The organism is Brevundimonas sp. DW-iso22, from assembly GCF_058725425.1.
The window spans coordinates 296,698-309,208 of the sequence record NZ_JBZXEB010000005.1 but is presented as its reverse complement, the minus strand read 5'-3'; the positions used below and the strand labels follow the sequence as shown (position 1 = coordinate 309,208).

The following is a 12,511-nucleotide window of genomic DNA, read 5'->3' as shown; positions in this document are numbered from 1 at the left end:
AAAAGCCGCGTCCCGAAGGGCGCGGCTTTCTTTCATCGGAATGACAGGAAGGCCTATTCGATGTCTTCGTTTAGCAGGCCGACCTTGTAGAAGCCTTTGTCCTGAAGCTCGTTCATGACTTCCATGAACTGGCGGTACTCGACCTCGGACTGGGCACGAACGAAGACACGCTCCTCGCGGCAGTCGGTCGTAACCTGCTGGGCAGCGCACACGTCTGCGGTCAGGCCGGCCAGAGTTGTCTGGTTCTCGGAGATATAGAGGTCACCACCGTTCTGGATGGAAATGTAGACCGGCTCTTTGGGGTTGGGGTCGTTCGGGTTCGGGATCGCCGGGGGAAGGTCCAGCTTGATCGACACGGTCGCCAGCGGCGCGGCCACCATGAAGATGATCAGCAGCACCAGCATGATGTCGACGAACGGCGTGACGTTGATGTCCGAGTTCTGCTCGATCGTCTTGCCCTTGCCACCGGGGCCGGAAAGTTTAGCGCCCATACGCTGGTTCTCCCTCAAGCCCGGCGCAACACGCGGCAGGCGACAACATTAGGTCGGGTCGTTTCTTGGCGTCCCGGTCCGCGCTTGTAAAGCACGTTCGGCACCCATTGCGTTCCCTGATCGCTTCAAGCGCAGTTATTCACGCCTTGCGGGCGCAAAAAAGGCCGCCTCAACCCTTGGCCAGCTTCAGGAAGCGATCCTTCAGGGCCTCGTCGGTCTTGAATACGCCGGTGAAGCGGGTGGTGATGGTCGAGACGTGGCGGTGATGAACGCCGCGCGTTGTCATGCACTGGTGCTCTGCATCGATCATGATGGCCACGCCTGCCGGCTGCAGGTTCGATTCGATGGCCTCGGCGATCAGCTGGGTCAGGGTTTCCTGGGTCTGCAGGCGGCGCGAGAAGATTTCGACCACGCGGGCCAACTTTGAAATGCCGACGACTTTTTCGGTCGGGATGTAGGCGACGTAGGCCTTGCCCAGGAACGGGGCCATGTGATGCTCGCAGTGGCTTTCGACCTCGATGTCGCGCAGCAGGACCATGTCGTCATAGCCCTGGACGTCTTCGAAGGTGCGGCTCAGCTCCTTGGCCGGATCGGCGTCATAGCCGTCGAACCATTCGGCATAGGCATCGACGACGCGCTTGGGCGTGTCCTTCAGGCCTTCACGATCGGGGTTGTCACCGGCCCAGGCCAGCAGGGTACGGACGGCCTTCAGGGCCTCGTCGCGGCTGGGGCGGGTCACGACGGTGTCGCGGGCATCGTTGACGCTCACCAGAGCGGGTGTGGAGGGGGTGGTCATTAGTCCTGTATCCGCGGCGAAGTAGCGCCGAAGCGAAGGCTTCGGATGGACGCGCGCCGCGCTCCCTTGAAAACGTCCGCGCCGCTGTTCGCAGCAGGGACGAACCGGCTATATGGGCGACCCCGGCTTAGCCGCAAGCACTTCCAAGGCCCCGCAGCATTATGACGCTGACGCTTCACGACACCCTGCACCGCGAAAAGCGTGTGTTCACACCGCGCGATCCGAACCGGGTGACCCTCTATGTCTGTGGGCCCACCGTCTATGACTATGCCCATATCGGCAATGCGCGCCCCCCCGTAGTATTCGACGTGCTGGTGCGGTTGCTGCGCCGGACCTATGGGGCGGACAAGGTCGTCTATGCCCGCAACGTCACCGACGTGGACGACAAGATCAATCAGAAGGCCGCGAGAGAAGGCGTGCCGATCGGCGAGGTGACCGCGCGTTACGAGGCGGCCTATCTGGCCGACATGGCCCAGCTGAACGTGTCGCCGCCGGACATCGCGCCGCATGTGACCGACCACATGGATGCCATCGTGGCCCAGATCCAGGCCATCATCGATCACGGCTGCGCTTATGAGGCCGAGGGCCATGTGCTGTTCGACGTCTCGTCCTACGAAACCTATGGGCGGCTGTCGGGACGCAATCTGGACGACATGATCATGGGGGCCCGCGTCGAGGTCGCGCCCTACAAGAAGAACCCGCACGACTTCGTCCTGTGGAAACCGTCGAAGGTCGACGAGCCTTCGTGGCCGTCGCCGTGGGGGGCGGGGCGTCCCGGCTGGCACATCGAATGCTCGGCCATGATCGAACAGACCCTGGGGCTGCCCATCGACATCCACGGCGGTGGCATCGATCTGGTCTTTCCGCACCACGAGAACGAGATCGCGCAGGGCGTCTGTGCCCATGGCCACGCCCATTCGGCGGACGCGCATCAGGAATATGCCGGCTACTGGATGCACAACGGCTTTCTGACCGTCGATGCGGAGAAGATGTCCAAGTCGGTCGGCAACGTCCTGCTGCTGCACGATCTGGTGCAGTCGATGCCGGGCGAGGTCGTGCGCTGGGCCCTGCTGAGCGCGCACTATCGCCAGCCGCTGGACTGGAACCAGGTGCTGCTGGACCAGTCGCGGAAGAACCTGGACCGGCTGTATGGCGTGCTGCGGGACGCCGATGCGGCCTTGATGGATTTCGATATCTCGACGCTGGAAGAAGCCGAGATGGAGCTGGCGGAGAATGCGCTCGATCCTGTGCTCGACTCGCTCGAGGACGACCTGAACACGCCCGCGGCCGTGGCCCAGTTGTTCGCTCTGGGCAATGCGCTGCGCGAGCTGTTGAATGATGCAGAGGCCGACATCAACGATGTGGCCATGGCGCGCTGGAGCCTGATCGAGGCCGCTGGTCTGCTGGGCGTCCTGGCCCTGACGGCGGACGCCTGGTTCGAGGGCGGCGATGCGACGCTGAAGACCGAGGTCGAGGCCCTGCTGGAGGAACGCGCCACCGCACGCTCCGCAAAGGACTGGCCCGAGGCCGACCGCATCCGTGACCGGCTGAACACCCTGAATGTCGTGGTCATGGACGGGCCGGAAGGCGCGACCTGGCGGGTGAAGGGGTAGCGCGAACACTGGACCGACATTTTAGCGTTTCCGACAGCGAGAAGCGCCAACTTGCAGCGTGCTGTCAGGTAATCCGCTTGGCGGTGGCAGGATCGCTGGCGGGAAATGTCTCCTCCAGACTTTCGTCGATGAGGGCTTGCTGGCGATCTTCGGCCATGCGGTCTTCGGGCTTCAACTGATCGGGCTTGCCGTGTTCGCGCTCAGCCTCGCGGGCGTGGGGCGTGTCGGTGTCGCAGTCTTCCTGGGTGCGGGTCTTGGATGGGGTATTGGACACAGTCATGAATAAGTTCCTCAACGGTGGGGATTGTCGCGGTCGCCGGCGGCGGCATCAGGGCCGTAGCCCAAGCTTTCGATATCGTCATCTGACAGGCGCTTGGCCTCCCAGTGGGCGGCGCTGGCCTGCGCCCCGCGGGCGTTGCGCATGAGGCCCGAATAGACGAGCTCGACCTCGTCGGCTCCGCCCTGGCCGTCGCTTTCCGTGTCGATCTGGTTGATGCGTTCGCCATCGAGGCCCAGCAGGGCGTCGGCTTCGGCCTCGATGCCGGAGGCTCCCTGGGTTTCGTCGAGATCATCGGGCTGATCTTCGTCGAAGTCTTCCTCGTCGGCGTCGCCCTCGACCTGGGTCACATCCAGGACGGGGTCGGCCTCGTCGGGCAGGAGGTCGCCGTCGCCTTCGTCATCCAGATGGGTTTCGTCATAGGCTTCGGCCTGAGCCTGATCGTCGTCGATATCCGGCATGATGGGTCTCCCTGTACCCAGAGACAACGTCGCGGGTCAGGCGGTGTTCCAGTCTCCGGATACAGCGCGATCCAGGGCGTCGCGGATATCCTGAATGACCTGAGGCCAGCCGTCGACAGCGGCACGGCTGAAGATGCGGACATCCGGGTAGAAGACGTACCGGTCGGTCTGCATCAGGTGCCAATCGTCGGGTGCGGCCACCATCCAGGTGCGGGCTCCGGCGGCGGCTGCGATGTTTGTCCCGGCGATACCCGGGCCGATGACCAGATCGCAGGCGACTGAGAGGGCCGCCACGTCCTCCAGGTCATCCCTGAGATTGATCGGCGGCGTCCAGATATGCACGCCCGCCGCCTCGGCCGCCGCAAGGTCGTCGGAGACGTCTCCGCACTGGAGGTTGATCATGACGCAGCCAGGAGCGGTCAGGATCGGCTGCCACAGCTGAAAACCCGTGGCGAAGAAGGCGGCGCGAGCCCCCGTCATGACCAGGCTCTTCCAGTGAAGCCCGACCTTTAGACCGGGGCCGAGCGCCTGAAGTTCGGATGTCCAGTGCGCGATGCGCTCAGGGTCCGGCACGATGATCTGCTGGGCCGGGGGGAACGCGGCGATCGACGGGCGATAGACGGCCATCAGGGAGGCGATCGGGGTCCAGGCGTCCATGCGAACGCCGGCTTCTGACAACGCCTCGACGAAGGGCATGTAGCGGGTCAGGCGGCCTTCCAGCCGCACGGCTCGGTGCCCGCCGACGATGGCGCGGGGATGCGCGCGCTGGAACAAGGGCACCATGCGCGTTTCGACCGCCAGATAGACCTGACCGTCCGGGCCAACGGCGTCGATGACGTCGGCGAGGGCATTGGCGAACACCAGCTCGTCCGCGATTCCCTGTTCGCCCACCACCAGCAGGCGCTTGCCGGCAATGTCCAGGGTCGCCGGGTCCCAGCGCGGAGCATCGACCGCCACCCGCATGGCATCTGGCAGTGCGGGGTCCAACCGTGCCTCATAGGCCTCGAACCCTTCGGGTATCCTTGCCAGGCCCATCATGGTGATGGCGCGAGCCATGCGCATCATGGCCTGTTCATAAGGCGTTTCGGCACCGGGCAGAGCCGCGTCGATGTCATCGAGCGCACCGACCATGTCACCCAGAGGAGAGCGGGCATTGGCGCGGTTGTACCGGGCCTTGGCGAAGTCGGGATCAAGACGCAGGGCCTCCTCGAAAAAGATCAGGGCCTGATCGACCTGACCCTGATCGTTCAGGACGGAGCCGAGCGTGTTCCACAGAACAGCGTTGGCGGGTTCGATCTCAAGCAGGGGAGTGAGCAAGCCGATGGCGTCAGCGTAGCGGTTCTGATCACGCAGGACGCAGGCCAGATTGTTGGTCGCCTCGGCATGGCCTGGATGGGCGGCGAGGTAGCGCAGCAATAGCTTTTCGGCGATGGGCAGATAGCCCAGCTGATGCGCCAGCCGGCCCAGGTCATGGGCGATGTCTGTACCTTCGGGCAGGCGCTGCAAGGCCGCCTGATAGGCCTCCAGGGCCGCGACGACCTCGCCCGACTTTTCATGGCAAATGGCCAGGACATGCCAGGCAACACCACTTTCAGGATCGGCCTTTAGCGCGCCCTGAGCCTGACGGATACCAAGAGCGAAGTTGCCGCTACGCACAGCCGCCAGGGCTGCGCGCAGTTTTTCAACCACAAGCCGTTGGGCTTTGGCCGAAGACGGTCTGGATCCACCCAGTGCGTGCGACAGCCTGCGGATGGCTGCAGGGGAGGCGGCATTGCCGACCGTCGCCTGAAGCACGGCGCGCGGGGCATGCGCCTGCTCTTGCGGGGCGGCATCCAGCAGGGGATTGGTGGTCATGAGCAGGCCTGGTTCGGGATAAGGGGCATGGTGCCTCGAACGTCACAAGGGATGGTTAACCACGACTGTTTAGCCTGCGTTTGCTCGCCTGATTCCATTCTGGGTTCTCGGGCCAGTCGGAGTGCGTCCTCTCATGCCGCTGAAGCTGTCGCTCAAGCCGGGCGAGAAATTCGTTTTGAACGGGGCAGTCGTCCAGAACGGGGACCGCCGGGGCGTATTGATCCTGCAGAACAAGGCCAGTGTACTGCGCGAAAAGGACATCATGCAGCTGGAGGACGTGAACACGCCCGCCCGGCGCGTCTATTTCCCGGTCATGATGATGTATCTGGACGAGACCTCGGCACCCAAGGTCTATGACGAGTTCGTGCTGCGCCTGACAGAGTTCATGGGGGCCACGCGCAACCCTGAAATCCAGGCCGAATGCGTCTCAGCCTCACGCCATGTGATGGCCAAGGAATACTACAAGGCGCTGATGTCGGCCCGCAAACTGGTAGATTACGAGGAGGGTCTGGCCGATGTCGCTTCAGGCGTACGCGTCCGCAGCCAAGCGGACTGAAAACCCGCGCGAAATGGAATACCGGCTGTTCGGCCAGGTCACCCGCGCGCTGATGCATGCGGCGACGGTCGACAAGTCGGACATCGCCACGCGCATCGATGCCCTGGACTGGAACCGGCGCCTGTGGTCGGTGCTGGCCACCGACTGCTCGGACCCTGACAACCGGATGGACAAGGCGCTGAGAGCCCAGATCATCTCGATCAGCCTGTTCGTCAGCCGCCATTCGTCCGTTGTGATGCGCGGCGATGACGACTTCGAGGCGTTGATCGACATCAACAAGATGATCATGCAAGGGCTGGCCGGACCGGGGACAGCTCAGGCGGCCTAGGGCCAGACTAGAAGAGGCCGGTGGCCCACTCCCAGGTGGCCAGGACGACCCGGCTGATCAGTTCCCAGGCCAGCCAGACGAAGACGCCGAAGCCGGCGGTGGCGATCCAGCCGATGACAATGATGGCCCCGTCGCGCTGCATCAGGCCGAAGCCGAAGGCAGCCACGATCAGGGACGGAAACAGGTTTCCCCCCGTGATCGGCAGCATCAGGATCAGGCAAAGGACGACGCAGGCGATACCGATCAGGACTTCTGAAACCTCGCTGGTCATGATCGACAGGCGAGGACGCGACAGCCGCTCAACCTTGCGCAGGGGCTTCATGATCTTGCCGATGGCGGTACGATAGGTCGCGCGGTCGATGCTGCGTTTCAGGATCCAGCTCGGCATCCAAAGCTGATCGCCTCTGAAGACCAGTTGCAGCGCGATCAGCAGGATGGGGGCACCCAGAACGGTCGTCGTGCCCGGGACGGCACCGATGACCACGCTGATCAGGCCGAAGAACAGGAGCATGGCCCCGAAACCGCGCTCTCCAAACCCGTTGATCAGTTCGCCGAGATAGAGCTTCGGCTCTTCTCGCGCGCCGATATCCTCGATCACCTGGGAGAAGGTGCGGGTGTCAGCCTGATAGTGGTAGTCTGGCATCAGGAGGCGGCATCCGGAGGCGGCGTTGACGCCCGATCTAGGCACGACAGGCCCTTCGCGCCACTTAACAAAAATCCATGACGATTCGAGCGGGGCCGCGACGGCTCAGTCGTCAACGTGTTCGGGCTTGCCGCTGGGTTTGGTGTGGGCCAGGTCCTCGAGCTGCGTCTCGCTCATTGAGTTGACCATGGATTTGGACGCCCCCTTCAGATCGGATTTGGGCGTGTCGCCGCGCTTGGCGCTGAGGGCAGCGCCGGCGGCCTTCTGTTGGGCGGCGGATTTGGCGGGCATGGGGGGAACTCCTTCCGATAGGAGAAGTCACCGCCCGCCCGAGGGTTCCGCCGTCAGCCGCCCAGCAACTCCCGCCCGATCAGGAAACGCCGGATTTCATTCGTTCCGGCCCCGATGTCGTACAGCTTGGCGTCGCGGACCAGGCGTTCGACGGGCCATTCCTTCGTGTAGCCGGCACCGCCCAGGGCCTGAACGGCCTCCAGGCTGACCTTCACGGCATTCTCGGAAGCAAGGAGGATGGCCCCGGCGGCATCGTAGCGGGTGGTCTTGCCCTGGTCGCAGGCGCAGGCGACGGCATAGACATAGGCGCGGGCGCTGTTCAGGGCAACGTACATGTCGGCGACCTTGGCCTGCATCAGCTGGAAGCTGCCGATAGCCTTGCCGAACTGTTTGCGGTCTCTGACGTAAGGCAGGACGACGTCCAGCGCGGCCTGCATGATGCCGAGCGGACCGGCGGCCAGCACCGCGCGCTCATAGTCCAGGCCGCTCATCAGCACGGCCGCGCCGCGCCCTTCGCCGCCCATGATGTTCTCGGCGGGGACCTCGCAGTCCTCGAAGACCAGTTCGGCGGTGTCGGAGCCGCGCATGCCCATCTTGTCGAGTTTCTTCGAAACGCTGAAGCCCTTCATGCCCTTTTCGATCAGGAAGGCGGTGACGCCGCCGTTGCCTTCGCCGGTGCGGGCGTAGACCACCAAGGTCTCGGCGTGGGGGGCGTTGGTAATCCAGAATTTGGTGCCGTTCAGGATGTAGCGGTCGCCCTCCTTGCGGGCCTGGGTGCGCATGGACATGACGTCGGAGCCGGAGCCGGCCTCGGACATGGCCAGGGAGCCGACGTGTTCGCCGGAGATCAGACCGGGCAGGTATTTGCGCTTCTGCTCTTCGGTGCCCCAGCGGCGGATCTGGTTGACGCAAAGGTTGGAGTGGGCCCCGTAGGCCAGGCCGATGGAGGCCGAGGCGCGGGACACTTCTTCCATGGCCACGACGTGTTCGAGGTAGCCGAGGCCGAGGCCGCCGTACTCTTCCTCCACCGTGATTCCGTGTAGGCCCAGATCGCCCATTTCGGGCCAGAGCTCGCGCTTGAAGGCGTTGGTCTCGTCGATCTCGGCCGCCAGGGGGGCCAGACGGTCGGCGGCCCAGCGGGCGGTGGTGTCGCGGATGGCGTCAGCCGTCTCACCGAGGCCGAATTCCATGGATTGGGGGGCGAAGGGAATGCTCATGACGCGGGGTTAGCATCATTCATCCCTGCGAGTGAAGCGAGAGAGAAGGCAGCCCCCTCCACCATGCTTCGCATGGTTCCCCTCCCCCGAGGGGGGAGGAATGATCAGTCCGGTTTGCTCCAGCGGACGTAGAGGTTCCAAGCGGCGGCGGCGACGCAGACCGCGCCGATCAGGCCCAGAACGCCGGCGATGACCAGGGTCTCGTTCGAGGGCGAGGGCCGGCTGGAGGCCAGGCGGAAGGCCGCAGCGGCGGCCCCGCAGGCGGTGAAGCCGATGGCCCCCATGATCAGGAAGGCCCCGGTATAGCCCCAGTCGAAGCCCTTGGCCTTCGCAGGCGTGGCCTCGTGTCGCATGACCGATGCGGTCGGCGTTTCATCCTCGACGACGGCCGGGGTCTGATCCGAGGCCGTGTCCGTTGTTGGGGCCGAGGTCGAGCCTGCGTCCCACTGCGGGGCAGGGTCGGCGGCGACATCGTCGGTGGCTGGTGCGGTGGCGGGTGTCCCATCTGTCGTGGTGACGGGGGTCGAGGTGACAGGCGCGCTTTCGCCCAGCAGGCTGGCCACGGCGGCGGCGCGGGCGTCCGAGGCCGGGCTGGCGGGTTGGGGATCGGTGGCCTCAGCGTTGGCGGGCAGGGGGGCAGGCTTTTCCGACAGGTCGCCTGCGACCGGCAGGGGCGCGATCATCAGGTCGGCGACGGTGACGGAGGCGTCGGGTCCGGCATTGAACAGGGCCCGCTCTGCTGAGCGGCGGCGCGGCGCGGCGTCGGGCGATTCGGGTTCGGGCCAGCCGATCAGGGCGTCGGCGGCCTCCTTCGCCTGACCGGCGTTGAAGCGACGCAGGACATCGGAGGCCAGGAAGGCCTTCAGTCCGACCGAGATGGCAAAACTGGCCAGGGCGTCGAACTGATGCTGGTTGATGGGGCCGTCGATGCGGTCGTTCAGCGCGGCGGTAATGGGCAGCAGGTCGTATTGCAGCAGCAGTTCGGCGTCGGCCTCATCGACTGTGGCCCCTTCGCGGGTCGAGGCGGTGTGGCCATAGCCGACGATCCAGCGGCCGTCCTCGGCCTGGACCGCGCGCGGCCGGAAGCCCTCGAAGCTCTTGATGAGCATCAGGCCCGGACGGGAGATTTTCAGACGTGGCTTGGCGGCGTCGGACACGGATTGACCCAGAACGATACAGGCTTACTCGCCCTACCGGGGAAGCAGCAAGGGCCGCGCCGTTACAGCAGCACCATCGTGGCCAAACCGAGGAAGATCAGGAAGCCGAAGAAATCCGTGGTCGCGGTCACGAAGACGGCGGAGGAGACGGCCGGGTCGAACTTCAGCTTGGAAAGGGTCAGGGGCGTCAGCACGCCCACGCTGGCGGCAACCAGCAGGTTCAGCACCATGGCGGCGGCGATGACCACGCCGATCAGCCAGCCTTCGTCCCGGAACCAGAAGGCGGTGGCCAGGCCGATCAGGGGGGCCAGCACCAGGCCATTGGCCAGGCCCACGACCAGTTCGCGCCAGAAGGTGCGCGGGGCGTTGGAGCTGTTCAGCTCGCGCGTGGCCAGGGCGCGAACGGTCACGGTCAGGGCCTGGGTCCCCGCATTGCCGCCGATGGCCGAGACGATGGGCATCAGGACGGCCAGGGCCACGATCTGCTGGATCGTGCCCTCGAACCAGCCGATGACGCTGGCCCCCAGGGTGGCGGTGGCCAGGTTGATGGTCAGCCAGGGCACGCGACTGCGCACGATCTCGGGGATGGAGGAGCCGCGGTCCTCGTCCTGAACACCGGCCAGGCGCAGGATATCCTCGCGGTTCTCTTCCTGAATGATGTTGACGATGTCATCGACGGTGATCTGGCCGACCAGACGGCCCGCCGCATCGACCACCGGGGCCGAGATCAGGTGATACTTCTCGAAGATATAGGCGACCTCTTCCTGGTCCTGATCGACAGCGATCGCGTTGATCGGCTCCATGATGTCGGTCAGGGCGACGGTGCGCGGTGCCCGTAGCAGGCCGCTGACCGCCACGCCGCCGATCGGCTTGTTGGCCGGGTCGACGATATAGATGTCGAAGAACAGCTCGGGCAGGTCCTCGCCCTGTTTGCGGATGTGATCGATGGTATCGCCGACATTCCAGAACTGGGGCGCAGCCATGACCTCGCGCTGCATCAGGCGACCGGCCGTGTCCTCGGCATAGCCCAGCGAGCTTTCGATTGCGGCGCGATCCTCGTCCGGCATGGCGGCCAGGACCTTTTCGCGCTGGTCGTCCTCCAGGTCCTCGACCACGGCGGCAGCGTCGTCGGAATCCAGCTCCTGCAGCGCTTCGGCCAGGATCAGGTGGGGGACGCGCTCCAGCACCTCCTCGCGGATGCTGTCGTCCAGCTCGGGCAGGGTCTCGGCCAACAGGTCGGCGGGCAGCCAGATCACGACCACACCGCGATGCTGTTCCGTCAGAAAGCCCATCAGATCGGCGACGTCGGCGGGGTGGAGGTCTTCCAGCAGGGCCGTCAGACGCGCGCCGTCACCGTCGTCGGCGGCATCGACGACCTTTTCGACGAAGGCGGGCGTCAGGACGTAGTCTTCGTCCAGGGCGATGTGATCTTCGGCTTCGGGCGGCAAGGGGGCGTCTGCGGTGGTGATCACGCTTCAAGCCTCCCTCAAAAAATGGATCAGCTATTCGCCGATGCGTCGCCCCATGAACCGCCAGCGGTTCGCCTGAATGAAGGAAGCCTGCCCGGACGGTGGACCGAAGTCCAGCCGCCTCACAGGTTTCGAAATCCGATGGTGCGGTCGAGAAGACTCGAACTTCCACTCCGGTTAAGGAACAGCGACCTCAACGCTGCGCGTCTACCAATTCCGCCACGGCCGCTCACATCGGAGCGGGGCTGATAGCGGAGGTCGCGGGGAAAGGGAAGAGGGCTAAGCCGCTCCCGCCATGAAGTCGTATACATCCGCCGCCCGCGTCACGGTGATGGCGATGCGGTCGTCGCGGATCTCGATCTCACCACGGGCCACAGGGTGGTTGTTGGCCAGGATCCAGACTTCGTCGCTTTCGGAGGCGTCGAGCGGGATCACCGCGCCACGGCCCATCTTGAGCAGTTGCGACATCGGCAGGACCGAACGGCCAAGCACGACGGAAATCTCGACATCGACGGCGTCAATCTGGCTCAAGGCACATCCGGTTCAAGCGAAGGTGCGCAAGCGACAGCCCTTGCGCGATGCCTTCGGGGGACACATTGAGTCTTCATGCTTGCTGACCCGTTAAGCCTTGCGGAAAATCGACTGATCCCGAGTGATGGGGTGCCAGTGGAATGGGCCGTGTCGTCCAGGCTGGTACCCTATGATAAGGCGGTAGCCTTCATGGAGGCGCGGGTTGCGGCGATCGCGGCGGGCGAGGCGTCCGAGATGGTCTGGCTGCTGGAACACCCGCCGCTTTATACCGCCGGGGTGTCGTCGAAGGACGATGACCTGCTGGATGCGGGGCGGTTTCCGGTCCACCGCTCGGGGCGCGGCGGGCAGTTTACCTATCACGGGCCGGGACAGCGCGTGGCCTATGTCATGCTGGACCTGAACCGGCGGGGGCGCGATGTGCGCGCCTTCGTGCGCGGGCTGGAGGGCTGGATCATCGATGCGCTGGAGCGGTTCGGCGTCGAGGCCGGGGTGCGCGAGGGTCGGGTCGGGGTCTGGGTCGAGCGCAAGGGCGCGGGCTGGTCACGGGAAGACAAGATCGCCGCCATCGGCGTCAAGGTCCGCAAATGGGTCAGCTTTCACGGCATCAGCCTGAATGTCGAACCGGACCTGGACCATTTCGGCGGCATCGTGCCGTGCGGCATCGCCGAGCATGGGGTGACCAGCCTGGTCGACCTGGGCGTGCTGGCCACGATGGACGAGGCGGATGCGGCCTTGAGAAGCGCGTTCGAGGCCGTGTTCGGGCCGGTTCAGACGGCTGATGCGCCCGATATCTGAGCGGCAAAAAAGAACGGCGGCGTGGAGTGCTC

General features: G+C 64.9%; 15 protein-coding genes and 1 tRNA gene. 4 read left to right on the top strand and 12 right to left on the bottom strand.

Annotation, left to right across the window (positions count from 1 at the left end; translation table 11 throughout):
- Positions 1–53: 53 nt before the first annotated feature.
- Together AC4PRM_RS10285 and folE are read right to left on the bottom strand one after the other, a co-directional pair.
- Entirely contained in the window at positions 54–491 is a 438-nt protein-coding gene (locus AC4PRM_RS10285) for a biopolymer transporter ExbD (RefSeq protein WP_373258353.1), read from the bottom strand.
- 169 nt (positions 492–660) lie between these two features.
- Entirely contained in the window at positions 661–1,287 is a 627-nt protein-coding gene (folE, locus tag AC4PRM_RS10280) for a GTP cyclohydrolase I FolE (RefSeq protein WP_373258354.1), read from the bottom strand.
- A gap of 161 nt (positions 1,288–1,448) precedes the next feature.
- Here folE and cysS point away from each other — a divergent pair, with 161 nt between their 5' ends.
- The gene (gene cysS / locus AC4PRM_RS10275; RefSeq protein ID WP_492039765.1) at positions 1,449–2,900 is read left to right on the top strand and encodes a cysteine--tRNA ligase; all 1,452 of its coding nucleotides are present in this window, start codon (positions 1,449–1,451) and stop codon (positions 2,898–2,900) included.
- Positions 2,901–2,964: 64 nt separating this feature from the next.
- Here the strand turns inward: cysS and AC4PRM_RS10270 are convergent, their stop codons facing one another.
- The 3 genes from AC4PRM_RS10270 to AC4PRM_RS10260 are packed head-to-tail and all read right to left on the bottom strand — an operon-like array spanning position 2,965 to position 5,492.
- A complete protein-coding gene (locus tag AC4PRM_RS10270; RefSeq protein WP_492039764.1) occupies positions 2,965–3,180 on the bottom strand; it encodes a hypothetical protein in 216 nt (71 codons plus the stop codon).
- Between the two features lie 11 nt (positions 3,181–3,191).
- Positions 3,192–3,638 carry a hypothetical protein gene (locus tag AC4PRM_RS10265; protein ID WP_492039763.1) on the bottom strand — a complete coding sequence of 149 codons (447 nt, stop codon included), beginning with the start codon at positions 3,636–3,638 and terminating at the stop codon, positions 3,192–3,194.
- A gap of 36 nt (positions 3,639–3,674) precedes the next feature.
- On the bottom strand, positions 3,675–5,492 hold the full coding sequence (locus tag AC4PRM_RS10260; protein WP_492039762.1) for a tetratricopeptide repeat protein: 1,818 nt from the start codon (positions 5,490–5,492) through the stop codon (positions 3,675–3,677).
- Between the two features lie 133 nt (positions 5,493–5,625).
- On the opposite strand from AC4PRM_RS10260, the gene flbT reads away from it, so the two are divergent.
- Positions 5,626–6,048, top strand: coding sequence for a flagellar biosynthesis repressor FlbT (gene flbT, locus AC4PRM_RS10255; protein WP_373258359.1), 423 nt, complete (start codon positions 5,626–5,628; stop codon positions 6,046–6,048).
- Complete coding sequence (flaF, locus tag AC4PRM_RS10250) at positions 6,008–6,376, top strand: flagellar biosynthesis regulator FlaF (protein WP_373258360.1); 369 nt, start codon at positions 6,008–6,010, stop codon at positions 6,374–6,376. The genes flbT and flaF overlap by 41 nt, the downstream gene beginning before the upstream one ends.
- 7 nt (positions 6,377–6,383) lie before the next feature.
- Here flaF and AC4PRM_RS10245 read toward each other — a convergent pair whose 3' ends face one another.
- From AC4PRM_RS10245 to AC4PRM_RS10215, 7 genes are all read right to left on the bottom strand, one after another.
- Positions 6,384–7,019 (bottom strand): exopolysaccharide biosynthesis protein, encoded by a 636-nt coding sequence (locus tag AC4PRM_RS10245; protein WP_492039761.1) that lies wholly within the window; start codon positions 7,017–7,019, stop codon positions 6,384–6,386.
- Positions 7,020–7,124: 105 nt separating this feature from the next.
- Positions 7,125–7,310, bottom strand: coding sequence for a DUF3008 family protein (locus tag AC4PRM_RS10240; RefSeq protein ID WP_492039760.1), 186 nt, complete (start codon positions 7,308–7,310; stop codon positions 7,125–7,127).
- 53 nt (positions 7,311–7,363) lie between these two features.
- Positions 7,364–8,527: an acyl-CoA dehydrogenase family protein gene (locus tag AC4PRM_RS10235; protein WP_492039759.1), complete on the bottom strand. Its 1,164-nt coding sequence runs from the start codon at positions 8,525–8,527 to the stop codon at positions 7,364–7,366.
- Positions 8,528–8,631: 104 nt separating this feature from the next.
- Positions 8,632–9,684: a lysozyme gene (locus tag AC4PRM_RS10230; RefSeq protein WP_373258364.1), complete on the bottom strand. Its 1,053-nt coding sequence runs from the start codon at positions 9,682–9,684 to the stop codon at positions 8,632–8,634.
- A gap of 62 nt (positions 9,685–9,746) precedes the next feature.
- Positions 9,747–11,156 carry a magnesium transporter gene (gene mgtE, locus AC4PRM_RS10225; protein WP_487921778.1) on the bottom strand — a complete coding sequence of 470 codons (1,410 nt, stop codon included), beginning with the start codon at positions 11,154–11,156 and terminating at the stop codon, positions 9,747–9,749.
- Positions 11,157–11,295: 139 nt separating this feature from the next.
- Positions 11,296–11,382 (bottom strand) — tRNA-Leu (locus tag AC4PRM_RS10220).
- Positions 11,383–11,432: 50 nt separating this feature from the next.
- Entirely contained in the window at positions 11,433–11,684 is a 252-nt protein-coding gene (locus AC4PRM_RS10215; protein WP_373258365.1) for a FliM/FliN family flagellar motor switch protein, read from the bottom strand.
- Between the two features lie 75 nt (positions 11,685–11,759).
- Here AC4PRM_RS10215 and lipB point away from each other — a divergent pair, with 75 nt between their 5' ends.
- Complete coding sequence (gene lipB, locus AC4PRM_RS10210) at positions 11,760–12,479, top strand: lipoyl(octanoyl) transferase LipB (protein ID WP_492039758.1); 720 nt, start codon at positions 11,760–11,762, stop codon at positions 12,477–12,479.
- The last annotated feature ends 32 nt before the right edge of the window (positions 12,480–12,511 follow it).

What these genes read in the sequence shown, in the direction of transcription:
- AC4PRM_RS10285 (WP_373258353.1), bottom strand. Translation starts at nt 491, where the DNA reads ATGGGCGCTAAACTTTCCGGCCCCGGTGGCAAGGGCAAGACGATCGAG.
- folE (WP_373258354.1), bottom strand. Translation starts at nt 1,287, where the DNA reads ATGACCACCCCCTCCACACCCGCTCTGGTGAGCGTCAACGATGCCCGC.
- cysS (WP_492039765.1), top strand. Translation starts at nt 1,449, where the DNA reads ATGACGCTGACGCTTCACGACACCCTGCACCGCGAAAAGCGTGTGTTC.
- AC4PRM_RS10270 (WP_492039764.1), bottom strand. Translation starts at nt 3,180, where the DNA reads ATGACTGTGTCCAATACCCCATCCAAGACCCGCACCCAGGAAGACTGC.
- AC4PRM_RS10265 (WP_492039763.1), bottom strand. Translation starts at nt 3,638, where the DNA reads ATGCCGGATATCGACGACGATCAGGCTCAGGCCGAAGCCTATGACGAA.
- AC4PRM_RS10260 (WP_492039762.1), bottom strand. Translation starts at nt 5,492, where the DNA reads ATGACCACCAATCCCCTGCTGGATGCCGCCCCGCAAGAGCAGGCGCAT.
- flbT (WP_373258359.1), top strand. Translation starts at nt 5,626, where the DNA reads ATGCCGCTGAAGCTGTCGCTCAAGCCGGGCGAGAAATTCGTTTTGAAC.
- flaF (WP_373258360.1), top strand. Translation starts at nt 6,008, where the DNA reads ATGTCGCTTCAGGCGTACGCGTCCGCAGCCAAGCGGACTGAAAACCCG.
- AC4PRM_RS10245 (WP_492039761.1), bottom strand. Translation starts at nt 7,019, where the DNA reads ATGCCAGACTACCACTATCAGGCTGACACCCGCACCTTCTCCCAGGTG.
- AC4PRM_RS10240 (WP_492039760.1), bottom strand. Translation starts at nt 7,310, where the DNA reads ATGCCCGCCAAATCCGCCGCCCAACAGAAGGCCGCCGGCGCTGCCCTC.
- AC4PRM_RS10235 (WP_492039759.1), bottom strand. Translation starts at nt 8,527, where the DNA reads ATGAGCATTCCCTTCGCCCCCCAATCCATGGAATTCGGCCTCGGTGAG.
- lipB (WP_492039758.1), top strand. Translation starts at nt 11,760, where the DNA reads ATGCTTGCTGACCCGTTAAGCCTTGCGGAAAATCGACTGATCCCGAGT.